The 17397-nt window shown below is 72.5% G+C and carries 16 protein-coding genes; 14 read left to right on the top strand and 2 right to left on the bottom strand.

The features are described 5' to 3' along the window. Window positions 1-18 precede the first annotated feature (18 nt). From V5P93_RS31415 to V5P93_RS31380, 8 genes are read left to right on the top strand one after another with little or no spacing between them, the layout of a single operon-like run. Window positions 19-780, top strand: coding sequence for a TenA family transcriptional regulator (locus V5P93_RS31415; RefSeq protein ID WP_104481611.1), 762 nt, complete (start codon window positions 19-21; stop codon window positions 778-780). A gap of 21 nt (window positions 781-801) precedes the next feature. After that, the gene (locus tag V5P93_RS31410; RefSeq protein WP_146108249.1) at window positions 802-1719 is read left to right on the top strand and encodes an aminotransferase class IV; all 918 of its coding nucleotides are present in this window, start codon (window positions 802-804) and stop codon (window positions 1717-1719) included. Then, window positions 1716-3038, top strand: a complete 1323-nt coding sequence (locus tag V5P93_RS31405; RefSeq protein ID WP_104481609.1) for a hypothetical protein — start codon at window positions 1716-1718, stop codon at window positions 3036-3038. Before V5P93_RS31410 ends, V5P93_RS31405 begins: the two co-directional genes overlap by 4 nt. A gap of 14 nt (window positions 3039-3052) precedes the next feature. Continuing rightward, a complete protein-coding gene (gene menC, locus V5P93_RS31400) occupies window positions 3053-4153 on the top strand; it encodes an o-succinylbenzoate synthase (protein ID WP_181043742.1) in 1101 nt (366 codons plus the stop codon). 23 nt (window positions 4154-4176) lie between these two features. Beyond that, complete coding sequence (locus tag V5P93_RS31395; RefSeq protein ID WP_104481607.1) at window positions 4177-4836, top strand: RraA family protein; 660 nt, start codon at window positions 4177-4179, stop codon at window positions 4834-4836. Beyond that, window positions 4833-6332, top strand: coding sequence for a M81 family metallopeptidase (locus tag V5P93_RS31390; RefSeq protein WP_104481606.1), 1500 nt, complete (start codon window positions 4833-4835; stop codon window positions 6330-6332). Before V5P93_RS31395 ends, V5P93_RS31390 begins: the two co-directional genes overlap by 4 nt. Beyond that, complete coding sequence (locus V5P93_RS31385) at window positions 6329-6928, top strand: nitroreductase (protein WP_104481605.1); 600 nt, start codon at window positions 6329-6331, stop codon at window positions 6926-6928. Before V5P93_RS31390 ends, V5P93_RS31385 begins: the two co-directional genes overlap by 4 nt. 47 nt (window positions 6929-6975) lie before the next feature. Continuing rightward, window positions 6976-8088, top strand: coding sequence for an aminotransferase class I/II-fold pyridoxal phosphate-dependent enzyme (locus V5P93_RS31380; RefSeq protein ID WP_104481684.1), 1113 nt, complete (start codon window positions 6976-6978; stop codon window positions 8086-8088). A gap of 9 nt (window positions 8089-8097) precedes the next feature. On the opposite strand, the gene V5P93_RS31375 is transcribed toward V5P93_RS31380, so the two are convergent. Beyond that, window positions 8098-8535 (bottom strand): DUF2000 family protein, encoded by a 438-nt coding sequence (locus V5P93_RS31375; protein ID WP_104481604.1) that lies wholly within the window; start codon window positions 8533-8535, stop codon window positions 8098-8100. Between the two features lie 158 nt (window positions 8536-8693). Here V5P93_RS31375 and V5P93_RS31370 point away from each other — a divergent pair, with 158 nt between their 5' ends. From V5P93_RS31370 to V5P93_RS31345, 6 genes are all read left to right on the top strand, one after another. Further along, on the top strand, window positions 8694-9545 hold the full coding sequence (locus V5P93_RS31370; protein WP_146108248.1) for an AraC family transcriptional regulator: 852 nt from the start codon (window positions 8694-8696) through the stop codon (window positions 9543-9545). After that, window positions 9542-10255, top strand: coding sequence for a PhzF family phenazine biosynthesis protein (locus V5P93_RS31365; protein ID WP_104481602.1), 714 nt, complete (start codon window positions 9542-9544; stop codon window positions 10253-10255). The genes V5P93_RS31370 and V5P93_RS31365 overlap by 4 nt, the downstream gene beginning before the upstream one ends. A gap of 91 nt (window positions 10256-10346) precedes the next feature. Further along, window positions 10347-10946, top strand: a complete 600-nt coding sequence (locus V5P93_RS31360; protein WP_104481601.1) for a toll/interleukin-1 receptor domain-containing protein — start codon at window positions 10347-10349, stop codon at window positions 10944-10946. Beyond that, complete coding sequence (locus V5P93_RS31355; RefSeq protein ID WP_104481600.1) at window positions 10943-12595, top strand: KGGVGR-motif variant AAA ATPase; 1653 nt, start codon at window positions 10943-10945, stop codon at window positions 12593-12595. Before V5P93_RS31360 ends, V5P93_RS31355 begins: the two co-directional genes overlap by 4 nt. 11 nt (window positions 12596-12606) lie before the next feature. After that, window positions 12607-13233, top strand: coding sequence for a hypothetical protein (locus V5P93_RS31350; RefSeq protein WP_104481599.1), 627 nt, complete (start codon window positions 12607-12609; stop codon window positions 13231-13233). Next, window positions 13230-16304, top strand: a complete 3075-nt coding sequence (locus V5P93_RS31345) for an ATP-binding protein (protein ID WP_104481598.1) — start codon at window positions 13230-13232, stop codon at window positions 16302-16304. The genes V5P93_RS31350 and V5P93_RS31345 overlap by 4 nt, the downstream gene beginning before the upstream one ends. 57 nt (window positions 16305-16361) lie before the next feature. Here the strand turns inward: V5P93_RS31345 and V5P93_RS31340 are convergent, their stop codons facing one another. Next, on the bottom strand, window positions 16362-17294 hold the full coding sequence (locus V5P93_RS31340; protein ID WP_104481597.1) for a hypothetical protein: 933 nt from the start codon (window positions 17292-17294) through the stop codon (window positions 16362-16364). Between the last annotated feature and the right edge of the window lie 103 nt (window positions 17295-17397).

Here is a 17397-nt window from a genome sequence, read left to right as displayed (position 1 = left end):
CACAAGGAGACGACAGCCATGTCTGAAGCGTTCGTCCAGGAGTTGGAGGAGCTGATCCACGCCCGGCGCAAGAACACGAGCCCGCTCTACCAGACCATCCTGGCGGGCAAGGCGACCGAGCGGCTGCTCCGGGTCTTCGTCGAGCAGCGCTGGCCGATCAAGAGCTGGTGGACGCGGAACCTGGTGGGCGTCGCGGCCCGGATGGACGACCTGGACATCCGCCGCTCGCTCATCGAGAACGCCTACGAGGAGGAGTTCGGCGCGCTGTCGGACTCCAAGCGGCACGTCGACACCTTCGAGGACTTCGGCCGCGCGGTCGGCGTCGACCCCGCGACGCTGCCGACCCTCGAGCTGTTCCCGGAGACCGTCGCGGTCATCGAGCACAACCGCCGCGCCTGCAACGACACCAACGTGCACTTCACCGAGGGCGTGGCGTCGGTGCTGCTGCTCATGGAGGGCCAACCGCCGATCACCGACGAGCGGGGCCGGAGCATGATGGCGGTCATCCGCGACGACTACGGCGTGCCGGAGTGGGGTTACGAGTTCTTCAAGCACCACGCCTCCGCCGACGCGGGCGAGTCCGGGGTCAGCGAGTTGGAGGACGAGCACACCGCCCCGCTGCGCGTGGTCATCGACCGCTACTGCGACACCGACGAACTGCGGACCGGCGCCCGCCACGCCTTGGAGACCGCGATCGAGTTGCGGCACGCGCACTTCGACGCGATCCTGCGCGAGGCCTACGACCCGGCCGAACCCGTCTTCCGGTACACGGCCGACTAGCCGAGCCGGTGGGAGGCAGCGGTGACCGGATACCCGCACGTCTACTTCGCAGGCGCTTGGCGGCCCCGGGGCCAGGCCGTGGCGTCGATGGACAGCCTGGCGCTGCGCTACGCGCTCTCGGTCTTCGAAGGCGTGCGGCTGTACCGGGGCATCGACGGCGCGCGCCCGCGGCCGTTCCTGCTCGCCGAGCACCTGGACCGGATGCGCACCTCGCTGTCCGCCATGCGGTTGCCCGACCCGGGCGTCGACCAGGTTCCCGCACTGGTGCGGGAACTGGTCGACCGCAACGGCATCGACCAGGACGCGTACGCGCGGATCACGGCGACCCCGCTCAACGCGGGTGGTCTCGGTGACGACGCCGAGACCGCGCTGACCGTCACCGCGACCCCCATGGGCCGCAAGCGCTGGCTGGCCGAGGGCATCGGCATGTCCCTGGCCGTCAGCGCGACGCAACGGGCGCCCAGTGCGGCCTTCCCCGCAGCGGTGAAGAACATCTCCAACTACGCCGGTCCCCGGCTGGCGCTGCTGGCGGCCAAGGACGCGGGCCACGACGGCTGCGTCCTGTCCAACCGGTGGGGACGGCTGTGCGAGGCGCCGACCGCGGCGCTCTTCCTGGTGCGGGACGGCACTTTGCTGACCCCAGCGCTGACGGAGGACGTCCTGCCCAGCATCACCCGGGCCTGGCTGCTCGCCGAGGCCGCGCGGACCGGACTGCCCGCGCGCGAGACCACCCTGACCGCCGAGGACGCCTACCGCTGCGACGAGGCTTTCCTCTGCGGGACGGGTATCGAGCTGGCACCCGTCCGCGCGTTCGACGGCAGACCGTGCGGGCACTGGCCCGACGACCGGGTGACCAGGTTGCTCGCGGTGCGCTACTTCACCGCGGCCCGGGGCGGTGCCGGGCCGCGCTCGGCGCTGCTGGCCGAGACCGCGCCATGATCGACTGGGGGACGGCGACCCGGGGCGCCGCCGCGCTCGCCGAGCGCCCCGAGATCGCGTCCGGGGCACTCGCCGCGGCCGCCGCGCGCGCGGGCCGCTGCCAGAACACGGCGTTTCCCCTGTCCCCCTTGCCGGTCTACGCGGCCGCGGCCCCGGCGCGCGCGGTGGTCCCGGCGTTGGAGCGGTACGTGGGACTGCTGCGCCGGATCGTCGAGGTGTTCCGCGCCGAGCCCGCCGTGCGCGCCTGGTACGGGCTGGGCCCGGCCGCCGAGGCGCTGGTGGCCGCGGACCCGCGCGACGACGTGCCGGTGTGCAGGCTGGACGGCTACCTGGAGCAGGGCACGGAACGGTTGTGGCTGCTGGAGAACAACGCCGACGCCCCGGCCGGGACCTTGTTCACCCCGAGGGTCAACCGGATCGCCGCCGAGACCCTGGCGGACGCGGGCTCCCCCTGTCCACAGTGGTCGGACCTGACGTTCACCGACGAGGCGGCACTGCTCGGGGCCGTCTGCGCGGACCCCAGGGTGGGCAGGGACCCGGCCGTGGCCGTGCTCGCTCTGGCGGGCGCCGTCAGCGCGGAGGTCGAGGAGATGGTCGAGGTGTTCCGGTCGGCGGGCGCGCACGCGTTCGTCGCCGACCCGCGAGCCGCCAAGGTCCGCGCGGGACGGGCCTACTTCGACGGGGAACCGGCGGACGCGTGCTGGAACAAGGTGAACACCGCCGGGTGGCGCGCGGTCGTGGAGTCCGACCCGGACCTCGTGCGGACGTGGTCGGAGGCCGTGTCGGGCGGGAACCTCGCGGCCGCCAACCCGTTCGGCGCGCGCTACGCCGCCGAGAGCAAGTTCGCCCTGGCGCTGCCGCGCGACCCCGGGTTCGCGGACCTGTTCACCGAGGAGGAGCGGGCGGTGGCCGACCTTGTGCCGTGGTCCGTCCGAGTGGACGAGCGAACCCCCACGCCGGAAGGAAACGGATCCCTGGTAGCGGAACTGCTGGAGAACCCCGCCGACTACGTGATCAAGCAGGCGTACGACATCCGAGGCGACGGCGTCACCGTCGGCCGCGCCGCAAAGCGCTCGGTGTGGCGCGCGGCGGTCGAACGCGCGGTGCGCGAACGCCTCCTGGTCCAACGGTATGTCCCACCCGCGGCATATCCCGTGGTGCGACTGGCGGACAAGCCGGTGGTCGCCGCGATGCCGATCAGCTTCGACACCTACGTGCTGGGCGGGAAAGTCGTCGGTTTCGGCTCGAAAGCCAGTTTTCACGCCCGGCTCAACGTCTTCCGCGGCGGGCGGAAACTCGCCGTGCACGTCCTGCGATGAGCACCGGAGGCGCCATGCCCGTCGAACGGATCACGCTGCGCTTCGTCACCACCGAGCTGACCCGCCCGTTCGAGAACCGCTGGCAGCGCTACCACACCTGGACCAAGCTCGTGCTCGAAGTGGACGACGGTGCCGAGACCGGTCTGGGCGAGTGCGCCGCGATGGAAACCCCGTTCTACAACTACGAGACCATCGACACCGCGTGGCACATCACCGAGCGCTACCTCGCGCCGATGGTCCTGAGCGCGGGGGCGTCCACGCCGGAGGAGGCCGCCGCCGCGTGGGCCGAGGTCGACGGCCACGAGGAGACCAAGGGCGGTGTCGAGGCCGCGCTGTGGGACCTGCGCGCCCGCAAGGCGAACCAGCCGCTGTGCGTCGCGCTGGGCGGCGCGGTCCGGCCCGTCCCGGTCGGCGCGACCGCGGGCATCGAACCCACCGTCGACGAACTCCTGGCCAACCTCGACCGCCTGCGCGGACGCGGCTACCAACGGGTGCGGGTGAAGATCCGCCCCGGCTGGGACGTCGAACCGCTGCGCTCGGCCGTCCGCGCCTTCCCCGACCTGCCGCTGCTCGCCGACGCCAACGCCGCGTACCCCGAATCGGCCGTCGACGACCTCGCCGCACTCGACGACCTCGGCCTCGCCGGGATCGAACAGCCCTTCCCGCGCCACCTCCTCGACACCACCGCCGCCCTCCAGGCCCGCATCGCCACCCCGATCTGCCTCGACGAGCAGGTGCACTCCACGCACGAGGCCCGGCGGGTGTGCCTGCTCAAGGCGGGCCGGATGGTCAACATCAAGGTCGGCCGGGTGGGCGGGCTCGCCGAGGCCAGGAAGGTCCACGACATCTGCCGGGACGAGGGCGTCGACCTGCTCGTCGGCGGGAAGTGGGACCAGGGCGTCGGCCGCTGGTGCGCGCTGGCCCTGGCCACGCTGCCCGGGATCACGCTGCCCAGCGACATCGGCCCGAGCGGCGACTACTACCTGGACGACGCCGCCGACACCAAGGTCGAGTTCGACCGGCCCGGCTGGGTCACCCCGCGCGACGCCCCCGGCCTGGGCACCCGGCTGGCCGCGAACGCGCGCATCGAACGCGAACTGCACATAACCGCGTAACCGCTTGAACGACAGGAGATCCGGTGACCGATTGCGCCGCACTGTTCGCCGAGCACGGCACGTCCGCGGTCAGCGACGCGCTCGACCGCCTCGGTGTCGACGGCGGCCTCCCCGGCCTGGCCGCGCGTTCCAGCGCCCGCCGGGTCGCGGGCCCGGCCTTCACCGTCCACTTGGAACCTGTGGCGCCCGGCACCCCGGCACCCGCCGCGGACTACATCGACGACGTCCCGGCTGGCGCGGTCGTCGTGCTGGCCAACGCGGGCCGTGACCACTGCACGGTCTGGGGCGACATCCTCACCGAGGTCGCGCTGCGCCACGGCGTCCTGGGCACGGTCATCGACGGCGTCTGCCGCGACCTCGACGCGATCCGCGCGCTGGACTATCCACTGTGGAGTCTCGGGTCGTACATGAAGTCCGGCAAGAACCGGGTCCGGATGGTCGCCGCGCAGGTCGAGGTGACCGTGCGGGGGACGGCCGTGGCACCGGGCGACCTCGTGGTCGCCGACGCCAGCGGCGTGCTCGTCGTGCCCTCCGGCCTCCTCGACGACACCGTGCGGGAACTGCGCGACGTGCTGCTCGTCGAACAGGCCGTGCGGGACGCGGCGGCAGCGGGCGTGCCGCTGCGCGCGGCGCGGCGCGAGCACGGCTACAACCGCCCGCCGCTGTCCGGGGCACGGCCGTGACCAGGGCGCTGATCGCGGGGCTGGTGCACGAGTCCAGCACCTTCATGGTCGAGGTCATGGGGCCGACCACCGCCGACGACTTCACCGTGCACGCGGGCTCCGACCTCGTCGCCGCCTTCGCCGACACCAACACCGTCGTCGGCGGCTACCTCGCCGCCTGCGCCCGCCACCGCGCCGCGGGCGTGCCCGCGCTGCACGCCCGCGCCGAACCCGGCGCCGCCCTGGCCCAGGACGCCGTCTCCGTGCTGCTGGAGCGGCTGCTGGACCGCGCCAGCCGGGTCGGCGCCGTCGACGTCGTGCTGCTCGACCTGCACGGCGCGGGTGCCACGGCGGCGGGGGAGAGCGTGGACCTGGTCGTGCTGCGCGCCGTCCGCGCCATGGTCGGCACCGGCGTACCGATCGCGGCGACGCTGGACCTGCACGGCAACGTCGGCGACGAGGTGGCCGCCATCGCGGACGTGGTCGTCGGCTACCAGGAGTACCCGCACACGGACATGGCCGCGCGCGCCGAACGCGCCGCGGACATCGCCTTCGCCCAGCGCGCGGGCCGCGCCCGGCCGGTGACCGCGGTGCTGCGGCTGCCGATGCTCATCCCGCCGTCGACCACCGCGTCCGGCGCCGCCGCCGACGCCCGCGACCTCGCCCGGGCCGCCGAGGCCGAGTCCGGCGTGCTGGCCTGCACGGTCTTCCACGGCTTCCCCTACGCCGACACACCGCAGACGGCCGTCTCCGTCGCCACCGTGGTCGACGGCGACCGCGCGCACGCCGACCGGGTCAACCGGCGCCTGGCCGACTGGCTGTGGGCGCACCGCGCGGACTTCACCGTCCCGACCCGCGCGCCCGAGGAGGTCGTGCCCGCCGCCCTGTCCGCGCCGACGTTCCCCGTGGTCATCGGCGACGGCACCGACAACCCGGGCTGCGGCGCCCCGGGGGACGGCACCTACCTGCTGCGGGCGCTGCTCGACCACGACGCGCGCGCCTGCTTCGCCACCATCCACGACCCGGCCGCGGTGTCCGCCGCGATCGCCGCGGGGGTCGGCGCGCGCGTGCCGGTCGCGCTCGGTGGCCGCCACGGCTGGGCCAGCGGGCCACCCGTCGAGGCCGAGGCCCTGGTGCGGTCGATCACCGACGGCCGGGTCGTGCAGCAGGCCATGCGCCGCGGCAAGGCACTCGACTTCGGCCGGTGCGCGCGGCTGCGCGTCGGCACGGTCGACGTCGTCGTGGCCACCCGGCGCAGCCAGGTGTTCGACCCGGAGATCCTGCTGCTGCACGGCATCGACCCGGCCCGCTACGACCTGGTGGCGGTCAAGTCGGTCACGCACTTCCGCGCGGGCTTCGCCGCCGTCGCCGCCGACCTCGTCGTGGCCGACGCGCCGGGACCGCTCAGCCGCGACATCACCGCGCTGCCGCGCACGGGCCCGACCGCCGCGCGCTGGCCCGTCGACCCCGGGACCCGTTTCCCCACACCGAACCGCCCGAGGGAGTCCCTCCGATGAACGCGCCGACCCCGACCGTCCGGGACGCCATCCGGCTGCGCCGCAGCGCCACCCGGCTCACCGGCCCGGCCCCCACCGACGCCGACGTGGTGTCCCTGCTCGCCGCCGCGGCCAACGGCCCAGACCACGGGCTCCTGCGCCCGTGGCGGTTCATCCTGGTGCGCGGCGACCGGCGCGCCGACCTCGGCCGCGCGCACGCGGGCGGGCTGCCGCCGGGGGCCGCGCGGGACCGCGAGGTCGGCAAACCGCTGCGCGCGCCGCTGCTGATCTCGATCGTGTTCGCGCCCCGGGTGAACCCGAAGGTGCCGGAGTGGGAGCAACTGGCCGCGACGAGCGCGGTCGTGCACAACCTGGGGCTGCTGCTGCACTCGGCGGGCTGGGGCTCGATCTGGCGCACCGGCCCGGCCAGCCGCTGCCCCCGGGTGGCGGCGGCGCTGGGGCTGCGGCCGGGGGAGCGGTCGCTGGGCTGGCTCTACGTCGGCACGGTCGAGCGCGTGCCACCACCGCGGTCCGGTCCCGACCTCCGCGACCGGGTCAGCACGTTGTCGGCGCCGGGCGCGGCCACGCCGCTGGCGCCCGCGGCGGTGCTGTCGTGAGCGGGGCGAGCAGGCTGCGCGGCTTCGGCGCGTCGGTGTTCGTGGAGATGACCGAGTTGGCGAACCGCACGGGCGCGGTCAACCTGGGACAGGGCTTCCCGGACAGCGACGGGCCACCGGAGCTGTTGGCGGCGGCCAGGGACGCCATCGCGGCGGGCCACAACCAGTACCCGCCGGTGAGCGGGGTCCCGGTGCTGCGCGCCGCGGTCGCCGAGGACCGGGCCGCGCGGTACGGCACCGAGTACGACCCGGCCCGCGACATCGTGGTCACCACCGGCGCCACGGCGGGCATCGCGGCGGCGGTGCTGGCGCACTGCGAACCCGGCGACGGCGTGCTGGTGTTCGAACCCGGCTACGACTCCTACGCCGCCAACATCGCGATGGCGGGCGGCGTCGCCCGACCGGTCCGGCTCGACCCCGGCCCGTCCGGCTTCAGCTTCGACCCGGCGGACCTGCGCGCGGCGACCGGCCGCGGCACCCGGCTGCTGATCTTCAACTCCCCGCACAACCCGACCGGGAAGGTGTTCACCGACGCGGAACTGGCGCTGATCGCCGAGCACTGCGTCGCGCACGACCTCATCGTCATCACCGACGAGGTGCACGAGCACCTGGTGTTCGACGGTCGGAAGTCCCGCTCGCTCGCCGAGTGGCCGGGCATGCCGGAGCGGACGCTGGTGGTCTCCGGCGCGGGCAAGACGTTCAGCGTGACGGGGTGGAAGGTCGGCTGGGTGTGCGGGCCCGCCGACCTGGTGGACCCGGTCCGCACCGCGCACCAGTACCTGACCTTCAACTCCGGCACGGCGTTCCAGGTCGCGGTCGCGCACGGCCTGCGCGAACTCGGGCCGTGGGTCGACGGGCTGCGCGCGGACCTGCAGGACCGCCGCGACCTGCTGGCCGCGGGCCTGGCGGGGGTGGGGCTCGACGTGCTGCCGTCGGAGGGCACCTACTTCCTGCAGACCGACATCCGGTCCTGGGGCCACACCGACGACCTGGCGTTCTGCCGCGACCTCGCGCCGCGCGGCGTCGTCGCGGTGCCGACCTCGGTGTTCTACCTGGGTGAACCGCTGCGGACGCTGGCCCGGTTCACCTTCTGCAAACGGGTCGAGGTGCTGACCGCCGCGATCGAGGCGCTCCGCGCCGACACCGCGCGCAGGCGATAGGGATCGCGCTCAGGGGTGCAGGGACGCGCCTTTGACGATCTTGTCGACGGATTTCCGGTCCGCCCGGAAGGCCAGGCCGACAATGGCGAGCTTGTCGGTTTCCACGCGGCGCACGGCGGCCCGGTTGTCCACGTCGTTGTTCGTCACGAACAGGTCCTCGGTATAGACCGAACAGGTGACCTCACGGCGCAGGGCGCGTTCGTGGACCTTGGCGACGGTCTCGTGGTCGGCGACGAAGACCAGCACCGGCTGGACGAACATCGGCAGGTAGCGGACCCCGGAGGCGTCCTCGTACGGCTCGCCCGTCACACCGCCCACGGTCGCCGCGATACCGCTGGTGGTGAACGCGGTGACGTTGAGCTTCTGCCAGTCCTTCAGGTCGTCGCGCAGCACTACGGCGATTTTCGTGTCCCATACGACCGGGGAAGGGCCCTGCGCCTCAGTCAACTCGAACTTCTCCTCGAATACCGCCGGTCCGGTGCGCCGGACCGCGCGCGTGCCACTCTCGGGGGTCGCTACACCCGCCGTCTTGTACGATCTTGCTGCTTTTCCGCGCACTCCCCATTGGAGGGGGCGCGACAACGCTTTCCGGTAGACTTTCGCCCGTGACGCCCGGGCTTGAGGTGGGACCGAAAGCGGCGGACGCGTCGGCGATCTGGCGGCCGGGGTTCTCCGGGATCGAGGTCCTGCACGCGCGGTTCCGCAGGCACCGGTACTCCCGCCACGCGCACGACGCGACCACGGTCGCGGTCGTCGACGCGGGCGCGGCCGAGTTCGAGTGCGCGGGCCGCCACCACGTGGCGCCCCGGGGCAGCGTGTTCCTGATCAGCCCGGGGGTCGTGCACACCGGCGTGCCCGGCGACCCGGACGGCTACCGGTACCGCGTGCTGTACCTGACCGACGAGGCCTTCACCCGGCTGCGCCCCGGCCAGGCCCCACCGCGCTTCGCCGCGGCGGACACCGTGGTGCGCGACCCGGAGCTGTACCTCCGCCTCGACGCCGCCCACCGGCTGCTCGCCGGACCAGCCGCCCCGGCGGCCCAGCGCGCGGCCCTGGCCGCCGTCGCCGCGCGGTTGGGCGGGCACGCCGTGCGGGGACCGCAGGTCGAGGACGCGCGCGGCCACCGCGCGGTGGCGGCGGCGCGGGCGTACCTGGAGGCGAGGGCCACCACCAAGGTCACCCTGGCCGACCTGGCGCGGGCCAGCGAGGTGAGCCCGTACCACCTGGTGCGGGTGTTCAGCGCTGAGCTGGGCGTGCCACCGCACGCGTACCAACTGGGCTTGCGCGTCCGGATCGCTCGGGGCCTGCTGGAAGCGGGCGCCACCGCGGCCCGGGCGGCGAGCGAGGCCGGGTTCTGCGACCAGGCCCACCTCTCGCGGGTGTTCAAGAGCTACACCGGGGTCACCCCCGGCCAATTCGCGCGCGCCACCCGGCGCGCGAACCGGGGGGCACCGTGATCGAGGTCCACGTCCTGCGCGTGTTCACCGACGAGCACGGCCGCTTCGGCAACCCGCTCGGCGTGGTGCTGGGCGGCCCCGAACTGGCCGGACCGGTGCGCCAGGCCATCGCCACCGAGCTGGGCTACAGCGAGACGGTGTTCGTCACCGACCCGGCGACGGCCCGGCTGCGGATCCACACGCCCGCCGTGGAACTGCCGCTGGCGGGCCACCCGCTCGTCGGCACGAGCTGGCTGCTGGCCCGCGAACTCGGGGAGCAGCCGACCGAACTGCGCCCGGAACTGGTGTCCGACCCGGTACCGACCTTCGTCGAAGACGACCTGACCTGGATCCGCGCCGCCACCGCCGACGCACCCCCGTGGCTGCACACGCGCCTGGCCGACCCGGCAGCGGTCACCGCCGCCGAACCGGTCGCCCCCCACGCGGCCAGGACCCAGTTGTGGGCCTGGTCGGACGAACCCGCGGGCCACATCCGAGCCCGGATGTTCGCCGCCGACTTCGGCGTCGTGGAGGACGAGGCCTGCGGCTCCGCCACCCTCCTGCTGGCCGCCACCCTGGGCCGCGAAATCCAAGTCCACCACGGCGCGGGCTCCCGTGTCTCCGCCCGCCCCGCCGGTCCCACCGCGGCCGAAATAGGCGGCCGCGTCACCCACGACGGCACGATCACCGTCGACGTACCGGACGCCGCCGCGCCCGCGAAGGACGAATAGCCGCTTTTTGACCACTCTTTGGCCACTGCGGAATCGGCTGCCCACTTTTCTGTCTGTTTTCGACGTTGGTGTGCTGCCTAGCATTTGACTCGTGTCCGGTTACCAGTTCGATGTGTTCATCAGCTACAGCCGCAAAGGGACGGCGCAGAGGTGGTTGTTGAATCATTTCTACGAGCGCCTCGTCGACTGCCTCGCCGATCAGATCGCTCCCGCGCCCGCGGTGTACATCGACCGGTCGATGTCGCGGGGCGTGCACTGGCCGTCCAACCTCCGGCAGGCGCTTCAGCGCAGCAAGATCATCGTCCCGATATACACCCCGCCCTACTTCCAGTCTCCGTGGTGCATGGCCGAGTGGAGGAGCATGCGGGAACGGGAGAGGGTGCTGGGGCTGGCGAGCGCCGATGTGCCGCAAGGGCTGATCCTCCCCATCCTGTTCTCGGACTCCGACAACTTTCCGATGGAGGCGCGAGATCGATCCTGGGTGGACTTCAAGGCGGTGGCCAACCCGGATCCCTCGTACCAGACGAGTCGGGGGTTCGCCGACTTCCACCAGATGGTGGTCGGTTTCGCGACCGAACTGGCGAAGCTGCTGCCGCAGGTGCCCGAGTGGCAACCGGACTGGCCGCTGGTGGTCGAACCGGATCCGGTCTTGATTCCCCCACCGATGATTCCGAGGTTCGAGAGGCTATGACCGGGACCGTTATCACCTTCTACTCCTACAAGGGTGGCGTCGGTCGCAGCTCGACACTGGCCAACATCGCGGTGTTGCTGGCGCGCTGGGGTCACCGGGTGCTCGCCATCGACTGGGACCTGGAAGCGCCCGGACTGCACCACTACTTCGCGCCCTTGTTGCGGACCATGCCGACCGGCGGCGTTGTCGATCTCGCGCACGACTTCCTCGCGGGCGCGCAGAGCCCTGGTCCCCACATCGTCGAGCTCGATCTCGCCGACGACTCGGGCGGCAGCCTCGCCCTGTTGGTCGCGGGCATCCTCCACCCCGACGATCCGCGTCGCACGCACCCCTCGTACGCGGGTCGCATGCAGCAGATCGACTGGGAAGACCTCTACCGACGCGGCTTCGCGACCTTCTTGGAGCAGTGCCGGGAGGAGTGGACGGATGCTTACGACTTCGTCCTCATCGACAGCCGGACCGGTATCTCGGACATCGCGGGCATCTGCACCGCGCAACTGCCGGACCGCCTGGTCGTCGTGTTCACCGCCAACGACCAGAACCTGGTGGACGTCGTCGACGTCGTGCACCGCGCCGACCGCGCCCGGGACCGCCTTCCCTACGACCGACCCCGGCACGTGGTCCTGCCGATCCTGTCCCGGTTCGACAACCGGGTGGAATACGAGCGCGCCGAGACTTGGCAGCGCCGGTGCGCCGAGGTCGTCTCGCCGTTGTTCGGCAACTGGTTGGCCAAAAGCGTCTCGGAGGAGCTGATGCTGCGGCACCTCACGCTGCCGTACGTCTCCTACTGGAGCTTCGGCGAGCAGCTCCCGGTGCAGGACGAGCGCACGCCCTCACCGGATCAGATCTCCTACGCGCTCGAGACAGTCGCCGCCGTCATCGGCCAGCACTTCGATCGCACCGACCTGCTGGCCGACAACCGTGACGCCTACGTGGCCGCCGCCCGCGCCCGCCACCGCGAGTTCGACTTGGACCTCCTGGTGTCCAGCCGCCGTTCGGCACAGCGCGCCGCGACCGAGCTGATCGACGAACTCCGCGCACTGGGCCTGCGCGCCGACCGCTCCTTGTCCGCCGATGCCGAGTTCCTGGACCACCTGCGCGAACCCGCCAAGCATCTGTGCCTCATGGTGGACGGCGAGGTGAGCCGCTGGCAGATCACCGAGGCCGAGCGCTTCCTGCGCCACGCCCTCGACCCGGACGGCGACGAACGCCAGCTGTTCTGCGTCCTCACCCGCGGTACCGACCGCGAACGCCTCCCCGGCTTCCTGCGCAACCTCCGCCACCTGGAGTTCACCCCGCAATCCGGCCCACTCCCCGTTGCGCGCGAACTGCGCAACCTGATCACCGGAACCCCGGGCGCCGACCCGGACCAGGACGTCCTGAGCCAGGTGGCCGCCAGCCTCCGCGCGGTCCCGAGCGAAATGCCCTACGCCGGGCGGTTCGTTCTGGTCGAGCAGGTCGTCACCGACCTCACCGCCGCGCTCGACAACGGCGACCTGTCCCTGCTCCGTGACCTCGCGGTCGACCTAGACCTCCTGGCCAAGGTCCACACCGACGGCGCCCGGCTCTCCACACCGGCACCCCTGCGCACCGCGATCGAGACCCTGCTGGACCGGCTCGACCGCAGGCTCCAAGCACACACCGACTGAGAGGTGGCGACATGCCGAAGAAGTACGCGGCAGCCGAGAAAGCCGCGTTGATAGCCCTGTTCCTGGCCGACACCGACGTACCGAACCCGGAGTTGACGGCCAGGTACGGCGTTCGGCTCGACAAGCCGGGCCGCGATCGGTTGAACACCGATGGGTTGATCACCAGCCAGGTGGACCGGAGGCCGTTCGTGCACCGGATCACCCAGGGTGGGATCGACTGGTGCGAGAAGGAGTTGGCCGCGGTCGAGCCGACCCCGGCATCTGGTGGCCTGGGCCGGGTGGGGTTCGAGTTGCTGCGAGTGCTGGTCCGGTACCTGCGCGCCCAGGGCTCGATCTACGACGTGGTGCACCCGGGGGCGGCGCGGTCGCTGCCGGAGGACCTGGAATCCCTGATCCTCCACGTCTGGCAGGACCTGGCGGTCAAACCGAGGGACTGGGTCCGGCTGGCGAGGATCCGCCCCCAGCTCAACGGCGCGGACAGGTCCGAAGTGGACGAGACGCTGCTGGACATGGTCCGGGCGGGCATCGCGCACCTCGCACCGGACTCGAACCGCAAGGTGCTGACCGAGGCCGATCACACCGCGGCCATCCGGGTCGGCGGCGAAGACAACCACCTGTTGGCGATCGAGGAATCATGACCGAGGAACTGCGGGAAGCGCTCGCCGCGCTCCGCTTCAACTCCGCCGAGACGCCCGATGACGTCTGGCGCACCTCACCGTCGCATGTGGAGGAGCTGCACCTCAAGGCGCAGCGCCAGATCCGGGCGAGCTTGAACGACGCGAGGGACAGCACCGGTCCCAGTCCGATCGGCCTCGTCCTGCAGGGGCGGAGGGGCGTGGGCAAGACGCACCTGCTCGGTTCCGTCCGGACCATGGCGCAGGCCGTGGACGGGTACTTCTTCCTGGTCGAGCTCACGACCGGGCAGGCGTTCTGGGATGACGTCGCCAACGCCATGCGCAGCGAGTTGCAGCGGGCCGGGGATGACGGCCAGGTCCAGGTGGTCCGGTTCCTCCGGCAGGCTTGCGCGGTCGCGAACGTGCCCGACGCGGTGGCGGAGGCGGTGCTCGGCGTGGGCAAGCTGACCCCCGAGCACCTCCGTGACTTCCTCGGCTGTGTGCGCAAGGTGGATCCGCGAATCGCGGTCGAGTGCGGTGACACGATCCGCGCGCTGGTCCTGTACGCGTCCGAGCACGCCGAACTCGGGCGCGCGCACCTGGAGGGCGAACCCGCCGCCGAGTTGGGCAAGTGGGGTATCCACACGGCCGCGAAACCGGCACGGGTGCTGGTCCGCGACTTCTCCCGGGTGCTGGCCATCACCGGCCCGTGCGTCGTGGCCGTCGACCAACTGGACACCCTGGTCAACAAGGGGCAGGACGCCCTCGACGCCGCTGTGTCCGACGCCGACCTGAAGCAGGAGATCGCCCTGCTCGCCGACGGGATGATGCAGCTGCGCGAGACCACGCGGCGCACCCTGTCGATTGTGGCCTGCCTGCCCAACACGTGGAAGCTGATGTACTCGGCGGCGAGCGACTCCTTCGCCGACCGCTTCGCGGAGACCCCGATCCTCGGCTCGATCGTGGATCCCGCCCTCGGCCGGACCTTCGTGCAGCGCTGGCTGAACGCGGTCTACCAGCGCATCGGGTTCACCCCGCCGCACCCGACCTGGCCGGTGGCACCCGCCGCCTTCAGCAAGGGGGCGTGGGCTCCCTACACCCCGAGAGAACTGCTCAAGCGGATCCACGCCCACGCCGAGGCGTGCGTGCACGGCGAGGTCAGAGAGCTGACCTCGTTCGACAAGAAGCAGCCCGAGGTCGTCGAACACGTCATCGCCGACCTCGCCGACCTCGCCGACCTCGACGAGTTCGCCGAACTCGACGCCGAGTTCGCCCGCCTGCGGTCGGGCGCGGCGCTCTCGGCGCCCGACCTCACGGGCCTCAACGCCAACGACCTCGTCCCCGGGCTGTTGCAGGCCGGGCTGAAGTGCTGGGTCGCCGAGGTCGGCAACGACGACATGGCGTGGTCGGTGGAAGTCTCGCCCGGCGGGCACGACCTGCACGCGGTGCTGCACCGGTCCGTGGACGAGCAGCTGGACGTCGTGGAGCGCTGGGGATTCCGGTTCATCGCGCCCGCGCACGGCAACACCGTGCTCAGGAACCTGCGTTCCGCCCGGGTCGCGGTGGGGATCCGGCCCGGTGTCACCAGCCGGTACCTGGTCATGCTCACCAACGGATCCCGGGGGTGGACCGGGAACGTGACCAGGAACGAGGTCGCGGGCGTGGTCGGGGCCGGTGGACGTCGCGTCGAGATCTCCGATGACGACCTGCGCACCTTCGCGGCGCTCCGGGAGATGCTGCCCAGGCAGACCCACCGGCTCCTCGCCTGGTTGGTGGCGCGCAAACCCGTCAGCAGCACCACCTTCCTCCGGCACATCCTTCCCACCCCGGCCCACGCCGCCGCAGGCCACCAGGAGACGCGGCCCCCGCCCGGCCACGACGAGATCGCGCTCGGCACGGCGGGTGAGATCCGGATCGAGCTGGAGTCGCTGCGCAAGCACGTCATGATCATCGCGGGGAGCGGGAGCGGCAAGACCGTGCTGCTCCGGCGGATCGTCGAGGAGTGCGCGTTGCGCGGGGTGTCGGCGATCGTGCTCGACCCCAACAACGACCTGGCCCGCCTCGGTGACGCGTGGCCGTGCCCGCCCGACGGCTGGCTGGCCGGTGACGCCGACACCGCGGCCGACTACCTGTCCGCCACCGAGGTCGTCGTGTGGACCCCCGGCCGCGAGACCGGCAGGCCGCTCAGCTTCCACCCCCTGCCCGACTTCGCCGAGGTCAGCGCGGACGCCGACGAGTTCGCCGCGGCCGTCGAGGCCGCCGTGGCCCGGCTGGTCGCCCACGCGGGCATCGGCGGCAAGGCCAAGGGCGCCGTGCGCGGCCGCGCGGTGCTGCGCGAGGCGTTGCGGCACTACGCCCGCACGGGCAAGCGCGACCTGTCCGGGTTCGTCGACGTGCTCGCCGAGCTGCCGGACGGCGTCAGCGGGCTCGCCACCGGCCAAGCGACCGCGGCCGACCTGGCCGAGACGCTGCGGGCGGCCATGGTCAACGACCCGCTGCTCGGCGGGCCGGGCGAACCGACGGACCCGGCGATGCTGCTGACCCCGTCGGCGGGGCACCGGGCGCGCGTGTCGGTGATCAACTTCATCGGCCTGCCCACCGAGGAGCAACGGCAGGGGTTCGTCAGCCAGTTGCAGCTGGAGGTCTTCGCCTGGCTCAAGCGCAACCCGGCGGTGGACCGCCCGCTCGGCGGCCTGATCGTCATGGACGAGGCGCAGACCATCGCCCCGTCGGCGGGCTGGACCGCCAGCACCCAGAGCACCATCCTGCTCGCCTCGCAGGCGCGCAAGTACGGGCTCGGCCTGGTGCTGGCCACCCAGGCGCCGAAGGGCGTGCACAACCAGGTCACCGGCAACGCCACCACCCAGTTCTTCGGCAGGCTGAACAACGCCACCCAGATCGCCGCCGCGAACGAGATCGCCCGGGCCAAGGGCGCCGCGATCACCGACATCGCCAAGCTCGACCACGGCGAGTTCTACGTCACCGGCGACGGCATCGCCTTCCGCCGCATGCGCGCCCCGCTCTGCCTGAGCCACCACCCGCCCAGCCCCCTCCGGCTGGAGGAGGTGCTGGAGCGCGCTCGTCAACCGGAGTGACCGCGCAACGGGACGCGCTCCCCACCGAGTGGTGGGGAGCGCGTCCCTTTCACCTGCTCAGCGGACGGTGTCCGCCAGCACCTCGTTGATCCGCCGCCAGAGCACGGTGAAGAGCTCCTCCCGGTCGAGGATCCGCGTGTCGCCGCCGCGCCCGAGCAGGGACAGGTCGCGCAGCTCCAGCAGGGCACCGGTCCCGGGGGCGTAGACCGGGCGCGCCCACCCGTTGCTGCACGCGCTGCCCACGTCGTGCCTGCCGACGACGAAGTTCACCGTCTCGTCGCCGCCGATGCCGCCGCGCTGGATGTCCAGTGCGTACACGGTGTCACCGGCCTGCTCGACCCGCACGGCGATCCGCGCGTCGCCGACGTGCGCGGTGCCGGTGAACCGCTCGCGGTCCAGACCCGGCAGGGCCGCCGCGAACTGCTCGCCGAGGTAGCGCAGGGTCGCGTCCTGCTCGGCGTAGCGGCTGAACCCGACCGGTGTGCCCGCGGGCGCGGTGAGCGCCCGGGCCTCGCGCACCACGTCGGCGACCCGCGCCCGGTCCCGGCCCGCCGCCTCGGCCGCCTCTACCCGCGCGGCCAGCACCTCCACCAGCCGCCGCGCCCCGTCACCGGTGCGCGGGTACGCCACGTGCGGGTGCAGCAGCTCCGGGGGCACGGGCACGTCGTCGACCAGCACGGGGAGCACGTGCTCGGCGCCCGCCTTGACCGCGCGCAGCACGGATTCGCCGAACTCGTCCACGGTGGACACGAACGCGACGAAGTAGCGGACCCGCGCGTCCGGCAGGTCCCGGGCCGCCTCCCGGGCCCACCACGCGTGCGTCCGCTCGGGCCCGTGCAGCAGGGTCAGCCCGTGTTGCACCCCCGTCTCGACCACCTGCTCGACGAGGGCGCGCTGCTCCTCGGCGAAGGAGATGGCGATGTCGTAGTCGGGGGTGGCGGGGACGGCGGTGTCCGTCGGCGCGATCTCCGGTGTGGCTAGGTCGGTCACTCGATCTCCCTGGTTCGTGCCCGCCTCCGGCGGGCGGACTGGAGGTACCGGCGCAGCATCGGACAGGCCTGTCGACCGGACGTGGATGGATCGTGGATGCCGG

Source organism: Actinokineospora auranticolor (assembly GCF_041897805.1).
In the GTDB taxonomy this organism is placed as follows: domain Bacteria; phylum Actinomycetota; class Actinomycetes; order Mycobacteriales; family Pseudonocardiaceae; genus Actinokineospora; species Actinokineospora auranticolor.
Note: the sequence above shows the minus strand (reverse complement) of the source record. Positions and strands in the feature narration are given on the sequence as shown.

Bases quoted from the DNA above. Each gene is read 5' to 3' on its own strand.
- menC (WP_181043742.1), top strand. From the start codon at position 3,053: ATGCCCGTCGAACGGATCACGCTGCGCTTCGTCACCACCGAGCTGACC.
- V5P93_RS31380 (WP_104481684.1), top strand. From the start codon at position 6,976: ATGACCGAGTTGGCGAACCGCACGGGCGCGGTCAACCTGGGACAGGGC.
- V5P93_RS31415 (WP_104481611.1), top strand. From the start codon at position 19: ATGTCTGAAGCGTTCGTCCAGGAGTTGGAGGAGCTGATCCACGCCCGG.
- V5P93_RS31385 (WP_104481605.1), top strand. From the start codon at position 6,329: ATGAACGCGCCGACCCCGACCGTCCGGGACGCCATCCGGCTGCGCCGC.
- V5P93_RS31405 (WP_104481609.1), top strand. From the start codon at position 1,716: ATGATCGACTGGGGGACGGCGACCCGGGGCGCCGCCGCGCTCGCCGAG.
- V5P93_RS31345 (WP_104481598.1), top strand. From the start codon at position 13,230: ATGACCGAGGAACTGCGGGAAGCGCTCGCCGCGCTCCGCTTCAACTCC.
- V5P93_RS31355 (WP_104481600.1), top strand. From the start codon at position 10,943: ATGACCGGGACCGTTATCACCTTCTACTCCTACAAGGGTGGCGTCGGT.
- V5P93_RS31350 (WP_104481599.1), top strand. From the start codon at position 12,607: ATGCCGAAGAAGTACGCGGCAGCCGAGAAAGCCGCGTTGATAGCCCTG.